Source organism: Microbacterium sp. Y832, assembly GCF_057669765.1.
On sequence record NZ_JBYHFM010000001.1, the window covers coordinates 497,427 to 513,152 of the forward strand.

The following is a 15,726-nucleotide window of genomic DNA, read 5'->3' on the forward strand; positions in this document are numbered from 1 at the left end:
GAGAAGAAGCCATGAGCCTCACCGCTGAAAAGACGGACACCTCCGTCGTCGGCCGCGTCGCGCGCGTCACCGGCCCGGTCGTCGACATCGAGTTCCCGCACGATTCGATCCCCGACATCTACAACGCGCTGAAGACGACGATCGTCATCGACGGCGAGTCCAACGAGATCACGCTCGAGGTCGCTCAGCACCTCGGCGACGACCTCGTCCGGGCGATCGCCCTCAAGCCCACGGACGGCATCGTCCGCGGCCAGGAGGTGCGCAACACGGGCGAGCAGATCACTGTTCCGGTCGGCGATGTCACCAAGGGGAGGGTCTTCAACGTCACGGGTGACATCCTCAACGCCGAGCCCGGCGAGAAGATCGAGATCACCGAGCGCTGGCCCATCCACCGCAAGGCGCCGAACTTCGACCAGCTCGAGTCGAAGACGCAGATGTTCGAGACCGGCATCAAGGTCATCGACCTGCTCACCCCGTACGTCCAGGGTGGAAAGATCGGCCTCTTCGGCGGTGCCGGCGTCGGCAAGACCGTCCTCATCCAGGAGATGATCCAGCGCGTCGCGCAGGATCACGGTGGTGTGTCTGTGTTCGCCGGTGTCGGTGAGCGCACGCGTGAGGGCAACGACCTCATCGCCGAGATGGACGAGGCGGGTGTCTTCGACAAGACGGCCCTCGTCTTCGGCCAGATGGACGAGCCGCCGGGAACGCGTCTGCGTGTCGCCCTGTCGGCACTGACGATGGCGGAGTACTTCCGCGACGTTCAGAAGCAGGATGTGCTGTTGTTCATCGACAACATCTTCCGCTTCACGCAGGCCGGTTCCGAGGTCTCGACGCTGCTCGGCCGCATGCCGTCCGCCGTCGGTTACCAGCCGAACCTCGCCGACGAGATGGGTGTGCTCCAGGAGCGCATCACCTCGACCCGCGGTCACTCGATCACGTCGCTCCAGGCGATCTACGTCCCCGCCGACGACTACACCGACCCGGCACCGGCGACGACGTTCGCCCACCTGGACGCCACGACCGAGCTCTCGCGTGAGATCGCGTCGAAGGGTCTTTACCCGGCCGTCGACCCGCTGTCCTCGACGAGCCGTATCCTCGACCCCCGCTACATCGGTGAGGACCACTACCGTGTGGCGACCGCCGTGAAGCAGATCCTCCAGAAGAACAAGGAACTGCAGGAGATCATCGCGATCCTCGGTGTCGACGAGCTCTCCGAAGAGGACAAGATCGTCGTGTCGCGTGCACGTCGCATCCAGCAGTTCCTCTCGCAGAACACCTACATGGCCAAGAAGTTCACGGGTGTCGAGGGTTCGACGGTTCCGATCAAGGAGACCATCGAGTCGTTCGACGCCATCGTCAAGGGTGACTTCGACCACGTCGCCGAGCAGGCGTTCTTCAACGTCGGCGGCATCTCCGACGTCGAAGAGCAGTGGGCGCGGATCCAGAAGGAGAACGGCTGATCATGCCGCTCAACGTGAGTCTCGTCTCCGCCGACGCGGAGGTCTGGTCGGGAGAGGCGTCGCTCGTCGTCGCCAAGACCGTGCTGGGCGAGATCGGGTTCATGCCCGGTCACGAACCCGTGCTCGCGATCCTCGCCGAAGGCCAGGTGCGCATCACGGAGACCGCTGGGACGAAGATCGTCGCGAACGCCGAATCCGGCTTCCTCTCGATGTCGGGTGACGAGCTGACGATCGTCGCGGGCAACGCGGCGCTCATCTCCTGAACACAGATACCTCGAACGCCGCCCGGTCCGCCGGGCGGCGTTCGCCTTTTCCTGGGGCCAAGTGACCGTGCTGATACTGCTGCCGCCGTCTGAAACCAAGCGCCCGGGCGGGACCGGCGCCCCGCTCGACCTGTCGCGGCTCGCGATGCCCGACCTGCTGCCGCAGCGCGAGCGCGTCACGGACGCCCTCGTCAGCCTCTCGGACAACCCCGACGAAGCGGCGCGCGTGCTCAAGCTGAGTGCCCGTCAGCGGGGTGAGGTCGAGGTGAACGCTGCCCTGCGCCGCGCCCCGACGATGCCGGCCGTCGACCGCTACACCGGCGTGCTCTACGACGCCCTGGATGCGGAGTCGCTCGACGGCGCCGCCCGGCGCTGGCTCGGGCATCACGTGCTGCTCCACTCGGCGCCTTTCGGACCCGTCGGAGCGCTCGATCCGATTCCGCCCTACCGCCTCGCGGCGGGGGCCTCACTGCCCGGGCTCGCGCCGCTGCGACGCGAGTGGGCGGATGCCGTCATGTCGGCGTTCGTGCAGACCTCCCCGTCGTTCGTGCTCGACATGCGCTCCGAGGCATATGTCGCGCTCGGACCCGTGCCGATGGGGGTCGAGTCGGCCTATGTGCGGGTCGTCACGGAGGGCGACGATGGCGCCACACGCGCCTTGAACCACTTCAACAAGCGCGCGAAGGGTCTGCTCGTACGCCGCCTCGCGACGGTGCGGCCGCGGATCCAGTCCCGTCGCGGGTTCGTGCGCTGGAGCGAAACGGCGGGTCTGCGCGTGAGCGAAGGCGCCGCCGGCGAGCTCCACCTCTTCGCCTGAACCACGCCCGCCCACGGGGGTGATCCCCCCGAAACGCCGGTCGTACGTGCCCGGCGGTGCGGAGTATCGCTAGCATGTACGCCGCGGGCGCTCTGCTCGCCGGTGCCGTGGGAACACGCGTGTCGACACCAGCGGTCTAGGAGGCCGTCCTTTGTCTGACTACTACGATTACGACGGGGCCTGGGCTTTCGCGTGGCTCCTGCTGATCCTTCCCTTTCTCCTGATCTTCGCGCTCGCGGGATACCTTCTCTCGTCGTGGTTCCTCATGCGGATCTTCGACAAGGCCGGCGTGCAGGGCAAGTGGCGCGCCTGGGTGCCCGTCTACAACCTCATGGTCCTCGCCAAGCTCGGTGACTTTTCTCCGTGGGTCATGCTCGGTGCGGTCGTCGCCTCGTCGGTGCTCGGACAGATTCCGGTCATCGGATGGGTCTTCGGACTCGTCGCCCTTGCAGCCGGCATCATGGTCGGGTGGCGCGTCGGGCTCAAGCTCGACAAGGACTGGCCCTTCCTGCTGCTGTGGCTCATCCCGGGTGTCGGCCCGCTCATCTGGCTCGGGGTCCTCGCCTTCACGTCGTCGCCGTGGAACCCGGGCATCCGTCCCGCGCCGTGGGTGAACTCGTTCCTCAAGGACAACGTGGTGTGGCAGGGCATTCCGATTCAGCCCGGTGCGCCCGTCGGTGGCGGTGCCTACGGTCAGCCGGGCGCCGGCTACCAGGCCCCGCACGCCGGTTACCAGCCCCCTCCGGGCTACCAGCCGCCCGCCGGTTATGCGCCTCCGCCCGCACCGCCTGCCGGATACACCTCACCCCCCGCACCGCCCTCGGGGTACACGCCGCCGCCCGCACCGCCGGCACCGCCCGCACCGCCCGCGGCCCCGGTCTCGGCCGACTCGCCCGCGGCGCCCGAGGCCCCCGCCTCGCCCGAGCCCCCCGCATCGCCGGAACCCCCGGTCACGCCGGACGCTCCTGACTCGCCTCGCCCCTGACATCGATGACCCCCGCTCTGCGGGGGTCATCGTCTTTGGACCCGACGGCGTCGGTGTCCCGAGGTGGCTGGGCCACTGGCTGGCTCCGCCTCTCGGCGCTGCGGCGCGCACGCCGCTAGCCTCGGGTGCATGACATCCGACATCCCTGCGCGCCGCGTCGGCGCCTCTGGTCTGCTCGTCTCTTCGGTGGGCCTCGGCTGCAACAACTTCGGGCGCGAAGGCACCCGGACCGAGACTCTCGAGGGCACCCGCGCCGTGCTCGACGCGGCGATCGCCGCAGGCGTGACCTTCCTCGACACGGCGGACATGTACGGGCGTGACCCGGGGCTGTCCGAGAGTCTCATGGGCGAGGCGCTCCAGGGTCGACGCGACCATGTCGTGCTGGCGACGAAGTTCGGTCATCACGCGCGCGACATGGGCTACCCGGTCTCGGGGGCGAAGGCGTCACGGGCGTACGTCCGCCGCGCCGTCGAAGGGTCGCTGGCACGGCTCAAGACGGACTGGATCGACCTGTACCAGCTGCACACACCCGATCCCCAGACGCCGATCGAAGAGACCCTCGACGCTCTCGGCGACCTCGTGCGCGAAGGAAAGGTCCGCTATATCGGCCACTCGAACTTCGCGGGCTGGCAGATCGCAGAGGCGCACTACGTCGCCGCGGAGCGTGCCGGCATCCCGTTCGTGTCCGCACAAAATCACTACAGCCTGCTGGCACGGGCGGCTGAGCGCGAAGTCCTGCCGGCCGCCGAGCGTTTCGGGCTGGGGTTCCTGCCCTACTTCCCGCTGCACAACGGGCTGCTCACCGGCAAGTTCTCGCGCGGACACGCCCCCGCCGATTCACGGATCATGCGCCAGCGGGAGCACGTGTGGCGGGATGCCCCGTGGGATGCGCTCGAGGCCTATCGGGCATTCTGTGACGAGCGCGGCATCACGATGTTGCAGGCGACGTTCGGGTGGCTGCTCGCGCGGCCCGGCCTTGCCAGCGTCATCGCCGGCGCGACGAGCCCCGAGCAGGTCGAGGCGAATGCTGCGGCCGTGACCGCCTGGACCCCGACCGCCGACGACATCGCGGCGATCGATGCCCTGTTCCCGCTGCCCGAGGATCCCGGCGCTCGCGTCTGACTCGGCCCCGCAGGACGAAGCGCGTCGGTGTCGAGCCGGCGGCGCGGACGGCTTGGTCTTGCCCCCGGAGAGGCGTAGCGTATGTCGAGCTGCGCTCTCTCCCTCAGGGAGTAGGAAAGGACCTTCGTGCTCGGTAAGCTCCTGGCGCGCTATCTGCGCCCCGCCTGGCCGCTCATCGTCGCCGTCGTGTTCTTCCAGCTCGCGCAGTCGATCGCCTCGCTCCTGCTGCCGACGCTCAACGCCGACATCATCGACAAGGGCGTCGTCGTCGGGGACATCCCCTTCATCTGGTCGACCGGCGCCGTCATGCTCGGCGTCAGCCTCGTGCAGATCGTGTGCGCGATCATCGCGGTGTACTTCGGTTCACAGCTCGCGATGGGAGTCGGCCGCGACCTGCGCGCCGACTTCTTCCACCGCGTCGTCGCCTTCTCGCAGCGCGAGATCGGGCGCTTCGGCGCGGCATCCCTCATCACCCGCAACACGAACGACGTGCAGCAGGTGCAGATGCTCGTGCAGGTGTCGGCGACGCTCATGGTGTCGGCGCCCATGCTCGCGATCGGCGGCGTCATCATGGCCGTCAGCCAGGACGCGGGCCTGTCGTGGCTCATGGCGGTCGCCATCCCCGTCCTCCTGATCATCGTCGGGCTCATCGTCTGGCGCATGGTGCCCGCCTTCACCCGCATGCAGGCCCGGATCGACCGCATCAACCAGATCATGCGCGAGCAGCTCACGGGCATCCGGGTCGTCAGGGCGTTCGTCCGCGAGCGCGAAGAGGCCGCGCGGTTCACCAAGGGCAGCGCCGACGTCATGGAGACGGCGCTGCGCGCGGGCAACCTCATGGCGCTGATGTTCCCCGCCGTCATGCTCGTGATGAACCTCTCCAGCGTCGCCGTCATCTGGTTCGGCGCGTTCCAGGTGCAGAACGACGGCGTGCAGATCGGCACCCTCTTCGCCTTCCTCACCTATCTCATGCAGATCCTGATGGGCGTCATGATGGCGACCTTCATGTTCGTGATGATCCCGCGCGCAGCCGTCTGCGCCGATCGCATCGGAGCCGTACTCGACACGACTCCGTCCGTCGCCGCTCCCACTCGTGCGATCACCCCGCCCGTCGCCGCCGGCCGCATCGAGTTCGATGGCGTCGACTTCGCGTACCCCGGTGCCGACGACGCGGTGCTGCGCGACATCTCGTTCACGGTCGAGCCCGGCACGATGACGGCGATCGTCGGCTCGACCGGGTCGGGGAAGTCCACCCTGATCGGCCTGGTGCCGCGCCTGTTCGACGCGACCGCGGGCAGCGTCCGGATCGACGGAACCGACGTCCGCGACTACGACCCCGACGACCTCTGGGCGCGGATCGGACTCGTCCCGCAGCGAGCCTTCCTCTTCTCGGGAACCGTCGCATCCAACCTGCGCTACGGCGACGAGCACGCGACCGACGAGCAGCTGTGGCAGGCGCTCGAGACGGCGCAGGCCCGCGACTTCGTCGAGGCGCTTCCCGAAGGGCTCGACGCCCCCATCGCGCAGGGCGGCACGAACGTGTCGGGCGGGCAGCGTCAGCGCCTCGCGATTGCGCGGGCCCTCGTCCGTCGTCCCGAGATCGCCGTGTTCGACGACTCGTTCTCGGCCCTCGACCTGAGAACGGATGCTGCGCTGCGCAAGGCGCTCCTGACGGATCTGCCCGGGACCACGAAGCTCATCGTCGCGCAGCGCGTCTCGACGATCCAGCGCGCCGACCAGATCGTGGTGCTCGATCACGGGCGCATGGTCGGGGTCGGCACGCACGATGAACTCCTGCGCACCAGCGACACGTACCGCGAGATCGTCGAATCCCAGATGTCGGTCGAGGAGGCGGCATGAGCGGCCCCGGTGGCGGCCCGCGTCGCGGACCCATGGGTCACGGCGCCGCCCAGAGTGTGGGTGAGAAGGCGCAGAACTTCGGTCCCAGCGCGAAGCGCCTGCTTGCGACGCTGCGCACCGATCTGCCGCAGCTCATCGTCGTGCTCGTGCTCGGCGTCGTCTCGGTAGCGCTCTCGGTCGTCGGGCCGAAGATACTCGGCGAGGGCACGAACGTCGTCTTCGCCGGTTTCATCTCGATGCAGACGCCCGAGGGCCTCACGAAGCAGCAGGTGATCGACCGGCTCGTCGCCGAGGGAGACACCCAGCAGGCCGAGATGCTCGGGGCGATGGACTTCGTGCCCGGCGCCGGCATCGACTTCAGCCGCCTCGCCTGGATCCTCGCCGCCGTGCTCGCGGTCTACCTCTTCGCCGCCATCTTCGGCTGGCTGCAGGCGCGCATCCTCAACGTCGTCGTGCAGCACGCGATGCACCGCCTGCGGCTGCAGGTCGAGGACAAGATCCATCGGCTGCCGCTGTCGTACTTCGACCGCGTACAACGCGGCGAGCTTCTCAGCCGCGTCACGAACGACGTCGACAACATCGGCCAGACGATGCAGCAGACCCTCTCGCAGGTCGTCGTGTCCCTGCTCACCGTCATCGGCGTGCTCGTGATGATGTTCATCATCTCGCCCCTGCTCGCGCTCATCGCGCTCGTCACGATCCCGCTGACGATCGTCATCACGGTGCTCGTCGCGAGGCGCTCGCAGAAGCTGTTCGTCGCGCAGTGGAAGAACACCGGAATCCTCAACGCCCGCGTCGAGGAGACCTTCTCGGGGCACGCCATCGTCAAGGTGTTCGGTCACCAGCGCGAAGCCGAAGAGCTCTTCCGCGCAGAGAACGAGGAACTGTACCGGGCGAGCTTCGGTGCGCAGTTCGTCTCGGGCATCATCATGCCGGCGATGATGTTCATCGGAAACCTCGTGTACGTCGCGATCGCCGTCGTCGGTGGCCTGCAGGTGGCATCCGGTCTGCTCTCGATCGGCGATGTGCAGGCGTTCATCCAGTACTCCCGGCAGTTCACCCAGCCGCTGAGTCAACTCGGCTCGATGGCGAACCTCCTGCAGTCGGGCGTCGCGAGCGCCGAGCGCGTGTTCGAACTGCTCGACGAGAGCGAGCAGGAGCCCGATCCCGATCCCGCCGAGACAGCGCCCGAGTCGGCGAGCCGGCTCGCGTTCGAGGATGTGTCGTTCCGCTACGTGGCGGACAAGCCGCTCATCGAAGGCCTGTCGCTCGAAGCGCGACCAGGATCGACCGTGGCGATCGTCGGGCCGACCGGCGCCGGAAAGACGACCCTCGTCAATCTCATCATGCGGTTCTACGACGCCGATTCGGGCCGCATCACGCTGTCGGATCCCGAGTCGGGTGACACTCCGGTCGACATCCGGCTGATGACGCGTGACGATCTGCGCTCGCGCACCGGCATGGTGCTGCAGGACACATGGCTGTTCGCCGGCACCATCCGCGAGAACATCGCGTATGGGTATCCGGATGCCACCGAAGACGAGATCATCGCGGCGGCCAAGGCCGCCTATGTCGATCGCTTCGTGCACGCGATGCCCGACGGCTACGACACGGTGCTCGATGACGAGGCGACGAACCTCAGCGCGGGGGAGCGTCAGCTCGTCACGATCGCGCGAGCGTTCATCGCCGATCCGAGAGTCCTCATCCTCGACGAGGCGACGTCGTCGGTCGACACCCGCACGGAGCTGCTGATCCAGCGGGCGATGTCGAAGCTGCGCGCAGACCGCACGGCCTTCGTCATCGCGCACCGCCTGTCGACGATCCGCGACGCCGACCTCATCCTCGTGATGGAGGACGGTGCGATCGTCGAGCAGGGGACGCACGACGAGCTGCTCGCGGCCAGAGGCGCGTACTGGCGCCTGTACAACGCCCAATTCGAGGCTCCGATCGATGACCCGGAAGACACCGCCCCGATCACGGCGCCCTCGCCGACGACCGGGCCGCTGTCCACCGGGCAGATCATCACCGAGGTCGAAACCGATGGTGCCGCGGGGGAACCCACTAGGATATGAGCACGCCGGTCCCGCCGCTCCGGCGGACCAGGCGACCGGTTCACGGGGAGGACGGCCAGTGCCCGACACAACGACGCAGTCCTGCGCCGTCACGGTCCCCGGTGGTCGAATCGATCTGTCGTGGGCCGCGCTCACGCATCGTGGACGCCGTCGCGAGATCAACCAGGACGCCGTCCTCACCCACTTCCCGCTCTTCATCGTGGCCGATGGGATGGGCGGGCACATCGGGGGCGAGATAGCGAGCGCGAGTGCCGTCGACCGGCTCGGCGCGCTCGGTGAGTCGGTCACGCCCAAGGCGATCGAGAAGGCCCTGGCCCGTGCCGTGAAGGACATCTCCGCGCACCCCGAGGCGACCGACGAGGGCACCGGCACGACCGTGACCGGCCTGTACCTCGACGTGTCCGGTGTCGCGCCGCACTGGGTCACGCTCAACATCGGCGATTCGCGCGTCTACCTTCTGCGAGACGGCACGATCGCGCAGATCACGACCGACCACTCGGTCGTGCAGGAGCTCATCGCGGCGGGCCGGCTGAGTCCTGAAGAAGCCGAGAACCACCCGTACGGCAACGTCATCACCCGCGCCGTGGGGCCGAGCGACGGTGTGACGCCCGACTACGTGAGACTCGAAGTGGCGGACGGGGACCGCTTCGTCATCTGCTCGGACGGCCTCACGAAAGAGCTGACCGACTACGGGATCCAGCACTTCCTCGCCGAGAACGCCGACCCTGCGGATGCTGCGCGAGCCATGCTCGATGCGGCGCTCGAGAACGGCGGACGGGACAACATCACGATCATCGTGCTCGACGTCGTGCGGACGAGCACCGACTGAGACGGTTCCTCCCCAGCCGGGGCAGCGCACGCCGTCGTGCACATTCGCTCTGTGCGTCCCGTCGAGTGTCGGCGACAGGCGTGGAATGGGCCGGTGACGATCGCCACCGCACCCCGCCGAGCCCTGGCCGACGAACTCGACGACGCCGAGCCGCTCATTCTTCCCGACGCGTGGACACCACCCGCGCGTCCGCCGCTACCGCTCATCGCCTCGGCCGTGCCGGTCATCGGCGCCGTCGTGCTGTGGCTCGTGACGGGGTCGCTCTTCGCGCTCCTGCTGGCGGGGCTCGGGCCACTCATCGCACTCGCGAGCGTCGTCGACGGGCGGCGGGCCGCGCGGCGTGAGAAGAAGCGGGCCGCCGAAACGGCGGCGCTCGCGCGAGGCCGTGTCGCGAGGTCGGTCGAGCGTCGGCATGACGCCGAGCGTCGACGCCGGTGGGCGCGGCATCCCGATGTCGCGAGGTTCGCGGCGCGCGACGGCGACGTGTGGCGCGAACTCTCGGATCGGTCGGCCGCGCTCGTCGTGGGCACAGGAGAGGTGCCGAGTGGCCTGAGCGTGAGCGGAGGCGCCGGCGACGCAGACGCCTCCTCGCTGCGGGCCCGAGCCACGCGCCTGCCGGGGGCGCCCGTGCTCATGGCGGCCGATGACGGGCTCGCCATCACGGGCGGTCCGGCGCTCGCTTCGGCCGTGCACCGCGCGCTGGTGCTGCAGCTGTGCCTCGCGACGGCACCCGGCGCTCTGCGGCTCGTGGGGGCGATCCCGGCCGACCTCGCCTGGATGCGCGAGCTGCCGCACTGCCACGCTCCGACCGGACGAACACTCGCCGTGACGGCCGAGCCGATGTCGCCGCCGGCCGACATCACGATCGCCGTCGTCACGCCCGGAGCCGACCCGCCACCGGGTTGTCGCGGCCGCTTATCGGTATCGTCACCCCACCGCGCGATGCTCGACGACGGAACGGGAACCCGCGAGGTCGCGGTCGAAGCCGTCGGTATCGAGCAGGCGACCGCGATCGCGGGGGAGCTGGCCGGCCGTGCCGCGCGCACGCTCGGCTTCACGCCGCACGGCGACGAGCCGGTGCGCTTCGCCGACCTCGCGGGTAGCCCTTCCGCCCCGGGCAGGGGCACGCTCGACGCCGTCGTCGGCCTCGCGGGCGGGCATCCGTTCGCGGTCGATCTCGTCGCGGACGGCCCGCACGCGGTCGTGGCCGGGGTCACCGGCTCAGGCAAGAGCGAGCTGCTCATCACCTGGGTGCTCGCGCTCGCAGCGGGTCGTTCGACGCGCGATGTGAGCTTTCTGCTGGCGGACTTCAAGGGCGGCACGGCGTTCGACGCGCTGCGAGCACTGCCGCACGTCACCGGCGTCATCACCGACCTCGACGGGTCCGGTGCTCGGCGGGCGATCGAGAGCCTGCGGGCCGAGATCCGGTGGCGGGAGGCCGAGCTCGCGCGGATCGGTGCGCGCGACATCCTCGACGAGCGTGTGGACCTACCCCGTCTCGTTGTGGTCGTCGATGAGTTCGCGGCTCTGCTCGCCGAGCATCCTGAACTGCACGCCGTCTTCGGCGACATCGCCGCGCGCGGACGAGCGCTCGGGCTGCATCTCATCCTCGGGACGCAGCGTGCCGCGGGCGTCATCCGCGACAGCCTGCTGACGAACTGCCCGCTGCGCCTCAGCCTGCGGGTGACCGATGCCGCCGACAGTCGCGCGCTCATCGGCACCGACGATGCCGCGGTTCTCCCCGGTGGTGTCGCGTCGCGCGGCGTCGCGCTGATCCGGCGGGCTGCCGACGCGCACCCGCAACGTGTCCGCGTCGCGCTGACGGGCGGCGATGACATCACCGCCGTCGCGCGGCGGGCGGTGGGCCCGGCCCCCCGGCGGCCGTGGCTGCCCGACTTGCCGACCATGATCTCGCTCGCGCGGACGAAGGCCCTGGTGACAGATCCGGACGCCGCCGATCTGCTCATCGGCGTCGCGGACGAGCCGGAGCGGCAGCGGCAGCGCGCGGTCGGACTCGGGCTTGCTGATCGCGGCCTGCTCGTGGTCGGCGGCCCGGGCTCGGGCAAGACGACGGTGCTCGACACGATCGCCGAGCAGGCGCGCGCCGTGCGCCGCATCTCGGGCGATGGCGAGTCCATGTGGGATGCCGTCGCGGCCCTCGTCGACGACCCACCGCCGCCCGGCACCGTCGTCATTGTCGACGACCTCGATGCCGTACCGGCCCGCTTGTCGCCAGAGCATGCACAGCTCGTGACCGAACGGCTCGAGATGCTCTTCCGCGGTGCGGGTGCGGCAGGCATCCTCGTCGTCGCGGCGACGCAGCGCCTCGTGGGTGCCACCGCCCGCCTCGGCGAGATGCTGCCGAGGCGCCTCGTCCTCGCCACGACATCGCGCGCCGAGCACCTCGCAGCCGGCGGTGATCCCTCGTGCTACGCGGTCGACGCTCCGCCTGGACGGGGCCGGCTCGGAGCCCTCGCCGTGCAGGTGGCGCTGCCCGACGGCATCCGTACCCGTGCGTCGGGGGCTCCAGATGCCCCCTGGGTCCCACGCGCGTCGCTCACAGGACTCGTGACACGGCGCCGCGCGGCGGCGCGAGCGGCGCTCGAGGCGTGGGCCGACACCGGCGTGCGCTCGCTCTCGCTCGACGAATACGCTGCCGACCCCTCTGTGACGGCCTACGGCCCCGTCGTGCTCGTCGGCGACCCCGATGACTGGCAGCGCGAGTGGCGGCTGCTCGCCCGCGTGCGGGCCGATCACGAGCTGGTCATCGACACCTCGTGCGCCGCCGAATACCGCGTACTGAGCGGATGCCGCGATCTGCCGCCGTACGCGGTCCCCGGCGCGGGACGCGCCTGGCTGATCTCGCAGGGCGGTGACGCCGTGCGGATCGTCCTTGAAGGGCGCGGCATCCGGTCAGAACGTCCCGGGCCGACTCCTTGACCGCCCACAGAGCGCGGTCGTACGTTCGGGGTGTGGTCACAACCCCGATCCATCTGGAACGACCCGAGGGGAAAGGGCTCGCCGCCGGCACACTCGGCCTGTGGGGATCCACCGTCATCGGACTGGCCTCGACCGCGCCCGCTTATTCGCTCGTCGCGACACTCGGCTTCGTCGTGCTGGCGGTGGGTGCACAGGCGCCGATCGCCTTCGTGATCGCGTTCATCCCGATGCTGTTCATCGCCTTCGCCTACCGCGAGCTGAACAATGCGGTGCCCGACTGCGGCACCACCTTCACCTGGGCGACGAAGGCGTTCGGCCCGTGGGTGGGCTGGATGGGAGGCTGGGGCGTCGCCGTGGCAGGAATGGTGGTGCTCGCCAACCTCGCGCAGATCGGCGGCATCTACTTCTGGGCACTCGTCGACGGCATCGTCGGCACGAGCGAGAACGCCCTCCTCTCTGACAACGTGCCCCTCGTGACGGCGACAGGTGTCATCTTCATCGCCCTCATGACCTGGATCAGCTGGCGCGGAGTCGAGATCGGCGAGCGGATCCAGAATGTGCTGCTGGCCATCCAGTACCTCGCGCTCGGGATCTTCGTCGTCGCGGCGCTCTGGCAGTTCTTCGCCGGCACGGCGCCCAACCCGACGCCATTCGACTGGCAGTGGTTCAACCCGTTCGCCTTCTCGGAATGGAGCGGTTTCACCGAAGCCGTGTTGCTCGCCCTGTTCATCTACTGGGGCTGGGACACGTGCCTCGCCCTCAACGAAGAGACGAAAGACCCCCAGCGCATCCCCGGGCTGGCCGCCCTGCTCACGTGCGTCCTTCTGCTCGTCACCTACGTGCTGGTCACGATCGCGGCCATGATGTACGCCGGTCTCGGTGAGTCGGGGACCGGGCTCGGCAACGAAGCCAATGCCGACGACTTCTTCCTCGCGGTCAAAGACGGACTGCTCGGCCCCGTCGGCTGGTTGCTCGTGGTCGCCGTGCTCATCTCGGCGGTGTCGTCGACGCAGACCACGATCCTGCCGACGGCGCGCGGCACGCTGTCGATGGCGGTCTACCGGGCTCTGCCGGCGCGCTTCAAGGCGGTGCATCCCGTGTACAAGACGCCGTCGTTCTCGACGCTCGTGATGGGGATCGTGGCGTCGCTGTACTACATCGGCATGACTCTCATCAGCGACAATATCCTGCAGGACTCGATCCTCTCGCTCGGCCTCGCGATCGCGTTCTACTACGCCGTGACCGGCTACGCATGCGTGTGGTATTTCCGGCGCGAGCTGTTCACGTCGGCCCGCAACGTCGTCTACCGGCTCGTGCTGCCCCTGCTGGGTGCGCTCATGCTCACGTATGCGTTCGTGCAGTCGGCGATCGACATGTGGGACGTCGACTACGGCTACACGGTGCTGTTCGGCATCGGCGGAACGTTCGTGATCGGAGTGGGCGCCCTGGCCGTCGGCGTCATCCTCATGCTCGTGTGGTTTCTCTTTCCGCGGTCGAAGCGGTTCTTCCGCCGTGAGAGCCTCAACCGCGACACCCCGGTGCTCGTGCCCGACGCGCCGGGCGAGGTCACCCGCTCCGTCGACGGCGGAATCGCGTGACCGCGACCGTGACAGGAGACAGCATGCGCATCCTCATCATCGGCGCGGGCGGCGTCGGTTCCGCGGCAGCCCGCATCGCCATCCGGCGGAGCTTCTTCGACACGCTCGTGATCGCCGACTACGACCCCGCTCGTCCGCAGGCGCTCGCGGCGGAACTCGCCGATGACCGGATCGTCGCGGCCCAGGTCGATGGGTCCGACGCGGACTCGGTCGCAGCGCTCCTCCGCGCGCACGACGTGACCCACGTGCTCAACGCCGTTGATCCGCGCTTCGTCATGCCGATCTTCGACGGCGCGTTCGCGGCCGGTGCGACGTACCTCGACATGGCGATGAGCCTGTCGCAGCGGCATCCGGAACGGCCGTTCGATCTGACCGGCGTCAAGCTCGGCGATGAGCAGTTCGCGAAAGCACAGCAATGGGCGGATGCCGGACGGCTCGCCCTCGTCGGCATCGGCGTCGAACCGGGGCTCTCGGACGTCTTCGCGCGCTACGCCGAAGACCACCTCTTCAGCGAGATCGACGAACTGGGCGTGCGCGACGGTGCGAACCTCGTCGTCGAGGGGTACGACTTCGCTCCGTCGTTCTCGATCTGGACGACGATCGAGGAATGCCTCAACCCGCCGGTCATCTATGAGAAGGACCGCGGCTGGTACACGACCGAGCCGTTCTCCGAGCCGGAGGTCTTCGACTTTCCCGAGGGCATCGGCCCCGTCGAGTGCGTCAACGTCGAGCACGAGGAAGCGCTGCTCATGCCGCGGTGGACCGGCGCGAAGCGGGTCACGTTCAAATACGGCCTCGGCGACGAGTTCATCGAAGTCCTCAAGGTGCTGAACAAGCTCGGACTGGACCGCACAGACAAGGTCGACGTGAAAGGGACCAGCGTCTCGCCGCGCGACGTCGTCGCGGCGTGCCTGCCCGACCCCGCCACGCTCGGCGACAGGATGACGGGCAAGACGTGCGCGGGGGTGTGGGTGAGAGGCGCAGGCAAGGACGGCGCTGCGCGATCGACCTACCTGTACCACGTCGCCGACAACGAGGTCACGATGCGCGAGGACAACTCGCAGGCCGTCGTGTGGCAGACCGCGATCAACCCCGTCATCGCGCTCGAGCTGCTCGCGACGGGTGCCTGGTCGGGGGTGGGTGTGCTCGGTCCTGAGGCGTTCGATGCCAAGCCGTTCCTCGACCTGCTCGCCGCGCCCGCACCCGAGGGCTACGGGTCCCCGTGGGGCATCCAGGAAAAGCCCGTCGGCTGAGCGTCGCGCGTCGTCAGGCGCCGGGGCCCTGGGAGGGGCGGGTGCAGCGAGGCACGACTCGTTACGCTGGTCCGATGACCTCGACTGCACCCCTTGAGCGCGCCGATCACGCCGAGTGGCTCACGCTGTGGAACGGCTACCTCTCGTTCTACGGCGCGACTCTCGACGACGCCACGACAGCAGCGACGTTCGACCGCCTCATCGACGACAGCTCCGGGATGCACGGGGCGATCGCCCGCCAGGATGGCGTGGCAGTCGGGATCGTGCACTGGCTGACACACGCCGCCACATGGACGACGACGGACTACTGCTACCTCGAGGATCTGTTCGTCGCGCCCGATGTGCGCGGCGGCGGCGTCGGCACAGCCCTCATCGAGCATGTGCGCGCGTGGGCGGAGCGCAACGGGTCGGCGAAGGTCTACTGGCTCACCGCGGAATCGAACGCGACGGCCCGTGCCCTCTACGACCGCGTCGCGACCCGGACGGGCATGATCCACTACGAGATAACGCTCGACTGATCCCTGCGC

12 protein-coding genes are annotated in these 15,726 nt (G+C 68.9%); all 12 read left to right on the forward strand.

Annotated elements, in window-relative coordinates:
- The first annotated feature begins 11 nt into the window (after positions 1-11).
- The 12 genes from atpD (at position 12) to AC25YV_RS02085 (ending at position 15,717) form a co-directional block, all read left to right on the forward strand.
- Positions 12-1,460: a F0F1 ATP synthase subunit beta gene (gene atpD, locus AC25YV_RS02030; protein WP_488122148.1), complete on the forward strand. Its 1,449-nt coding sequence runs from the start codon at positions 12-14 to the stop codon at positions 1,458-1,460.
- Between the two features lie 2 nt (positions 1,461-1,462).
- Positions 1,463-1,723, forward strand: coding sequence for a F0F1 ATP synthase subunit epsilon (locus AC25YV_RS02035; protein WP_488122149.1), 261 nt, complete (start codon positions 1,463-1,465; stop codon positions 1,721-1,723).
- Positions 1,724-1,790: 67 nt separating this feature from the next.
- A complete protein-coding gene (locus AC25YV_RS02040) occupies positions 1,791-2,540 on the forward strand; it encodes a YaaA family protein (RefSeq protein WP_488122301.1) in 750 nt (249 codons plus the stop codon).
- A 151-nt stretch (positions 2,541-2,691) separates the two neighbouring features.
- Entirely contained in the window at positions 2,692-3,525 is an 834-nt protein-coding gene (locus tag AC25YV_RS02045) for a large exoprotein (RefSeq protein ID WP_488122150.1), read from the forward strand.
- A gap of 129 nt (positions 3,526-3,654) precedes the next feature.
- The gene (locus tag AC25YV_RS02050) at positions 3,655-4,647 is read left to right on the forward strand and encodes an aldo/keto reductase (protein WP_488122151.1); all 993 of its coding nucleotides are present in this window, start codon (positions 3,655-3,657) and stop codon (positions 4,645-4,647) included.
- A gap of 126 nt (positions 4,648-4,773) precedes the next feature.
- A complete protein-coding gene (locus AC25YV_RS02055; protein WP_488122152.1) occupies positions 4,774-6,507 on the forward strand; it encodes an ABC transporter ATP-binding protein in 1,734 nt (577 codons plus the stop codon).
- A complete protein-coding gene (locus tag AC25YV_RS02060; RefSeq protein ID WP_488122153.1) occupies positions 6,504-8,579 on the forward strand; it encodes an ABC transporter ATP-binding protein in 2,076 nt (691 codons plus the stop codon). Before AC25YV_RS02055 ends, AC25YV_RS02060 begins: the two co-directional genes overlap by 4 nt.
- A 58-nt stretch (positions 8,580-8,637) precedes the next feature.
- Positions 8,638-9,408 carry a PP2C family protein-serine/threonine phosphatase gene (locus tag AC25YV_RS02065; protein WP_488122154.1) on the forward strand — a complete coding sequence of 257 codons (771 nt, stop codon included), beginning with the start codon at positions 8,638-8,640 and terminating at the stop codon, positions 9,406-9,408.
- Positions 9,409-9,501: 93 nt separating this feature from the next.
- Positions 9,502-12,348, forward strand: a complete 2,847-nt coding sequence (locus AC25YV_RS02070; protein WP_488122155.1) for an FtsK/SpoIIIE domain-containing protein — start codon at positions 9,502-9,504, stop codon at positions 12,346-12,348.
- 32 nt (positions 12,349-12,380) lie between these two features.
- Positions 12,381-13,946, forward strand: a complete 1,566-nt coding sequence (locus AC25YV_RS02075) for an APC family permease (RefSeq protein ID WP_488122156.1) — start codon at positions 12,381-12,383, stop codon at positions 13,944-13,946.
- A gap of 23 nt (positions 13,947-13,969) precedes the next feature.
- Complete coding sequence (locus AC25YV_RS02080) at positions 13,970-15,199, forward strand: saccharopine dehydrogenase family protein (protein ID WP_488122157.1); 1,230 nt, start codon at positions 13,970-13,972, stop codon at positions 15,197-15,199.
- A 74-nt stretch (positions 15,200-15,273) separates the two neighbouring features.
- Positions 15,274-15,717: an N-acetyltransferase family protein gene (locus AC25YV_RS02085; protein ID WP_488122158.1), complete on the forward strand. Its 444-nt coding sequence runs from the start codon at positions 15,274-15,276 to the stop codon at positions 15,715-15,717.
- Positions 15,718-15,726 lie beyond the last annotated feature (9 nt).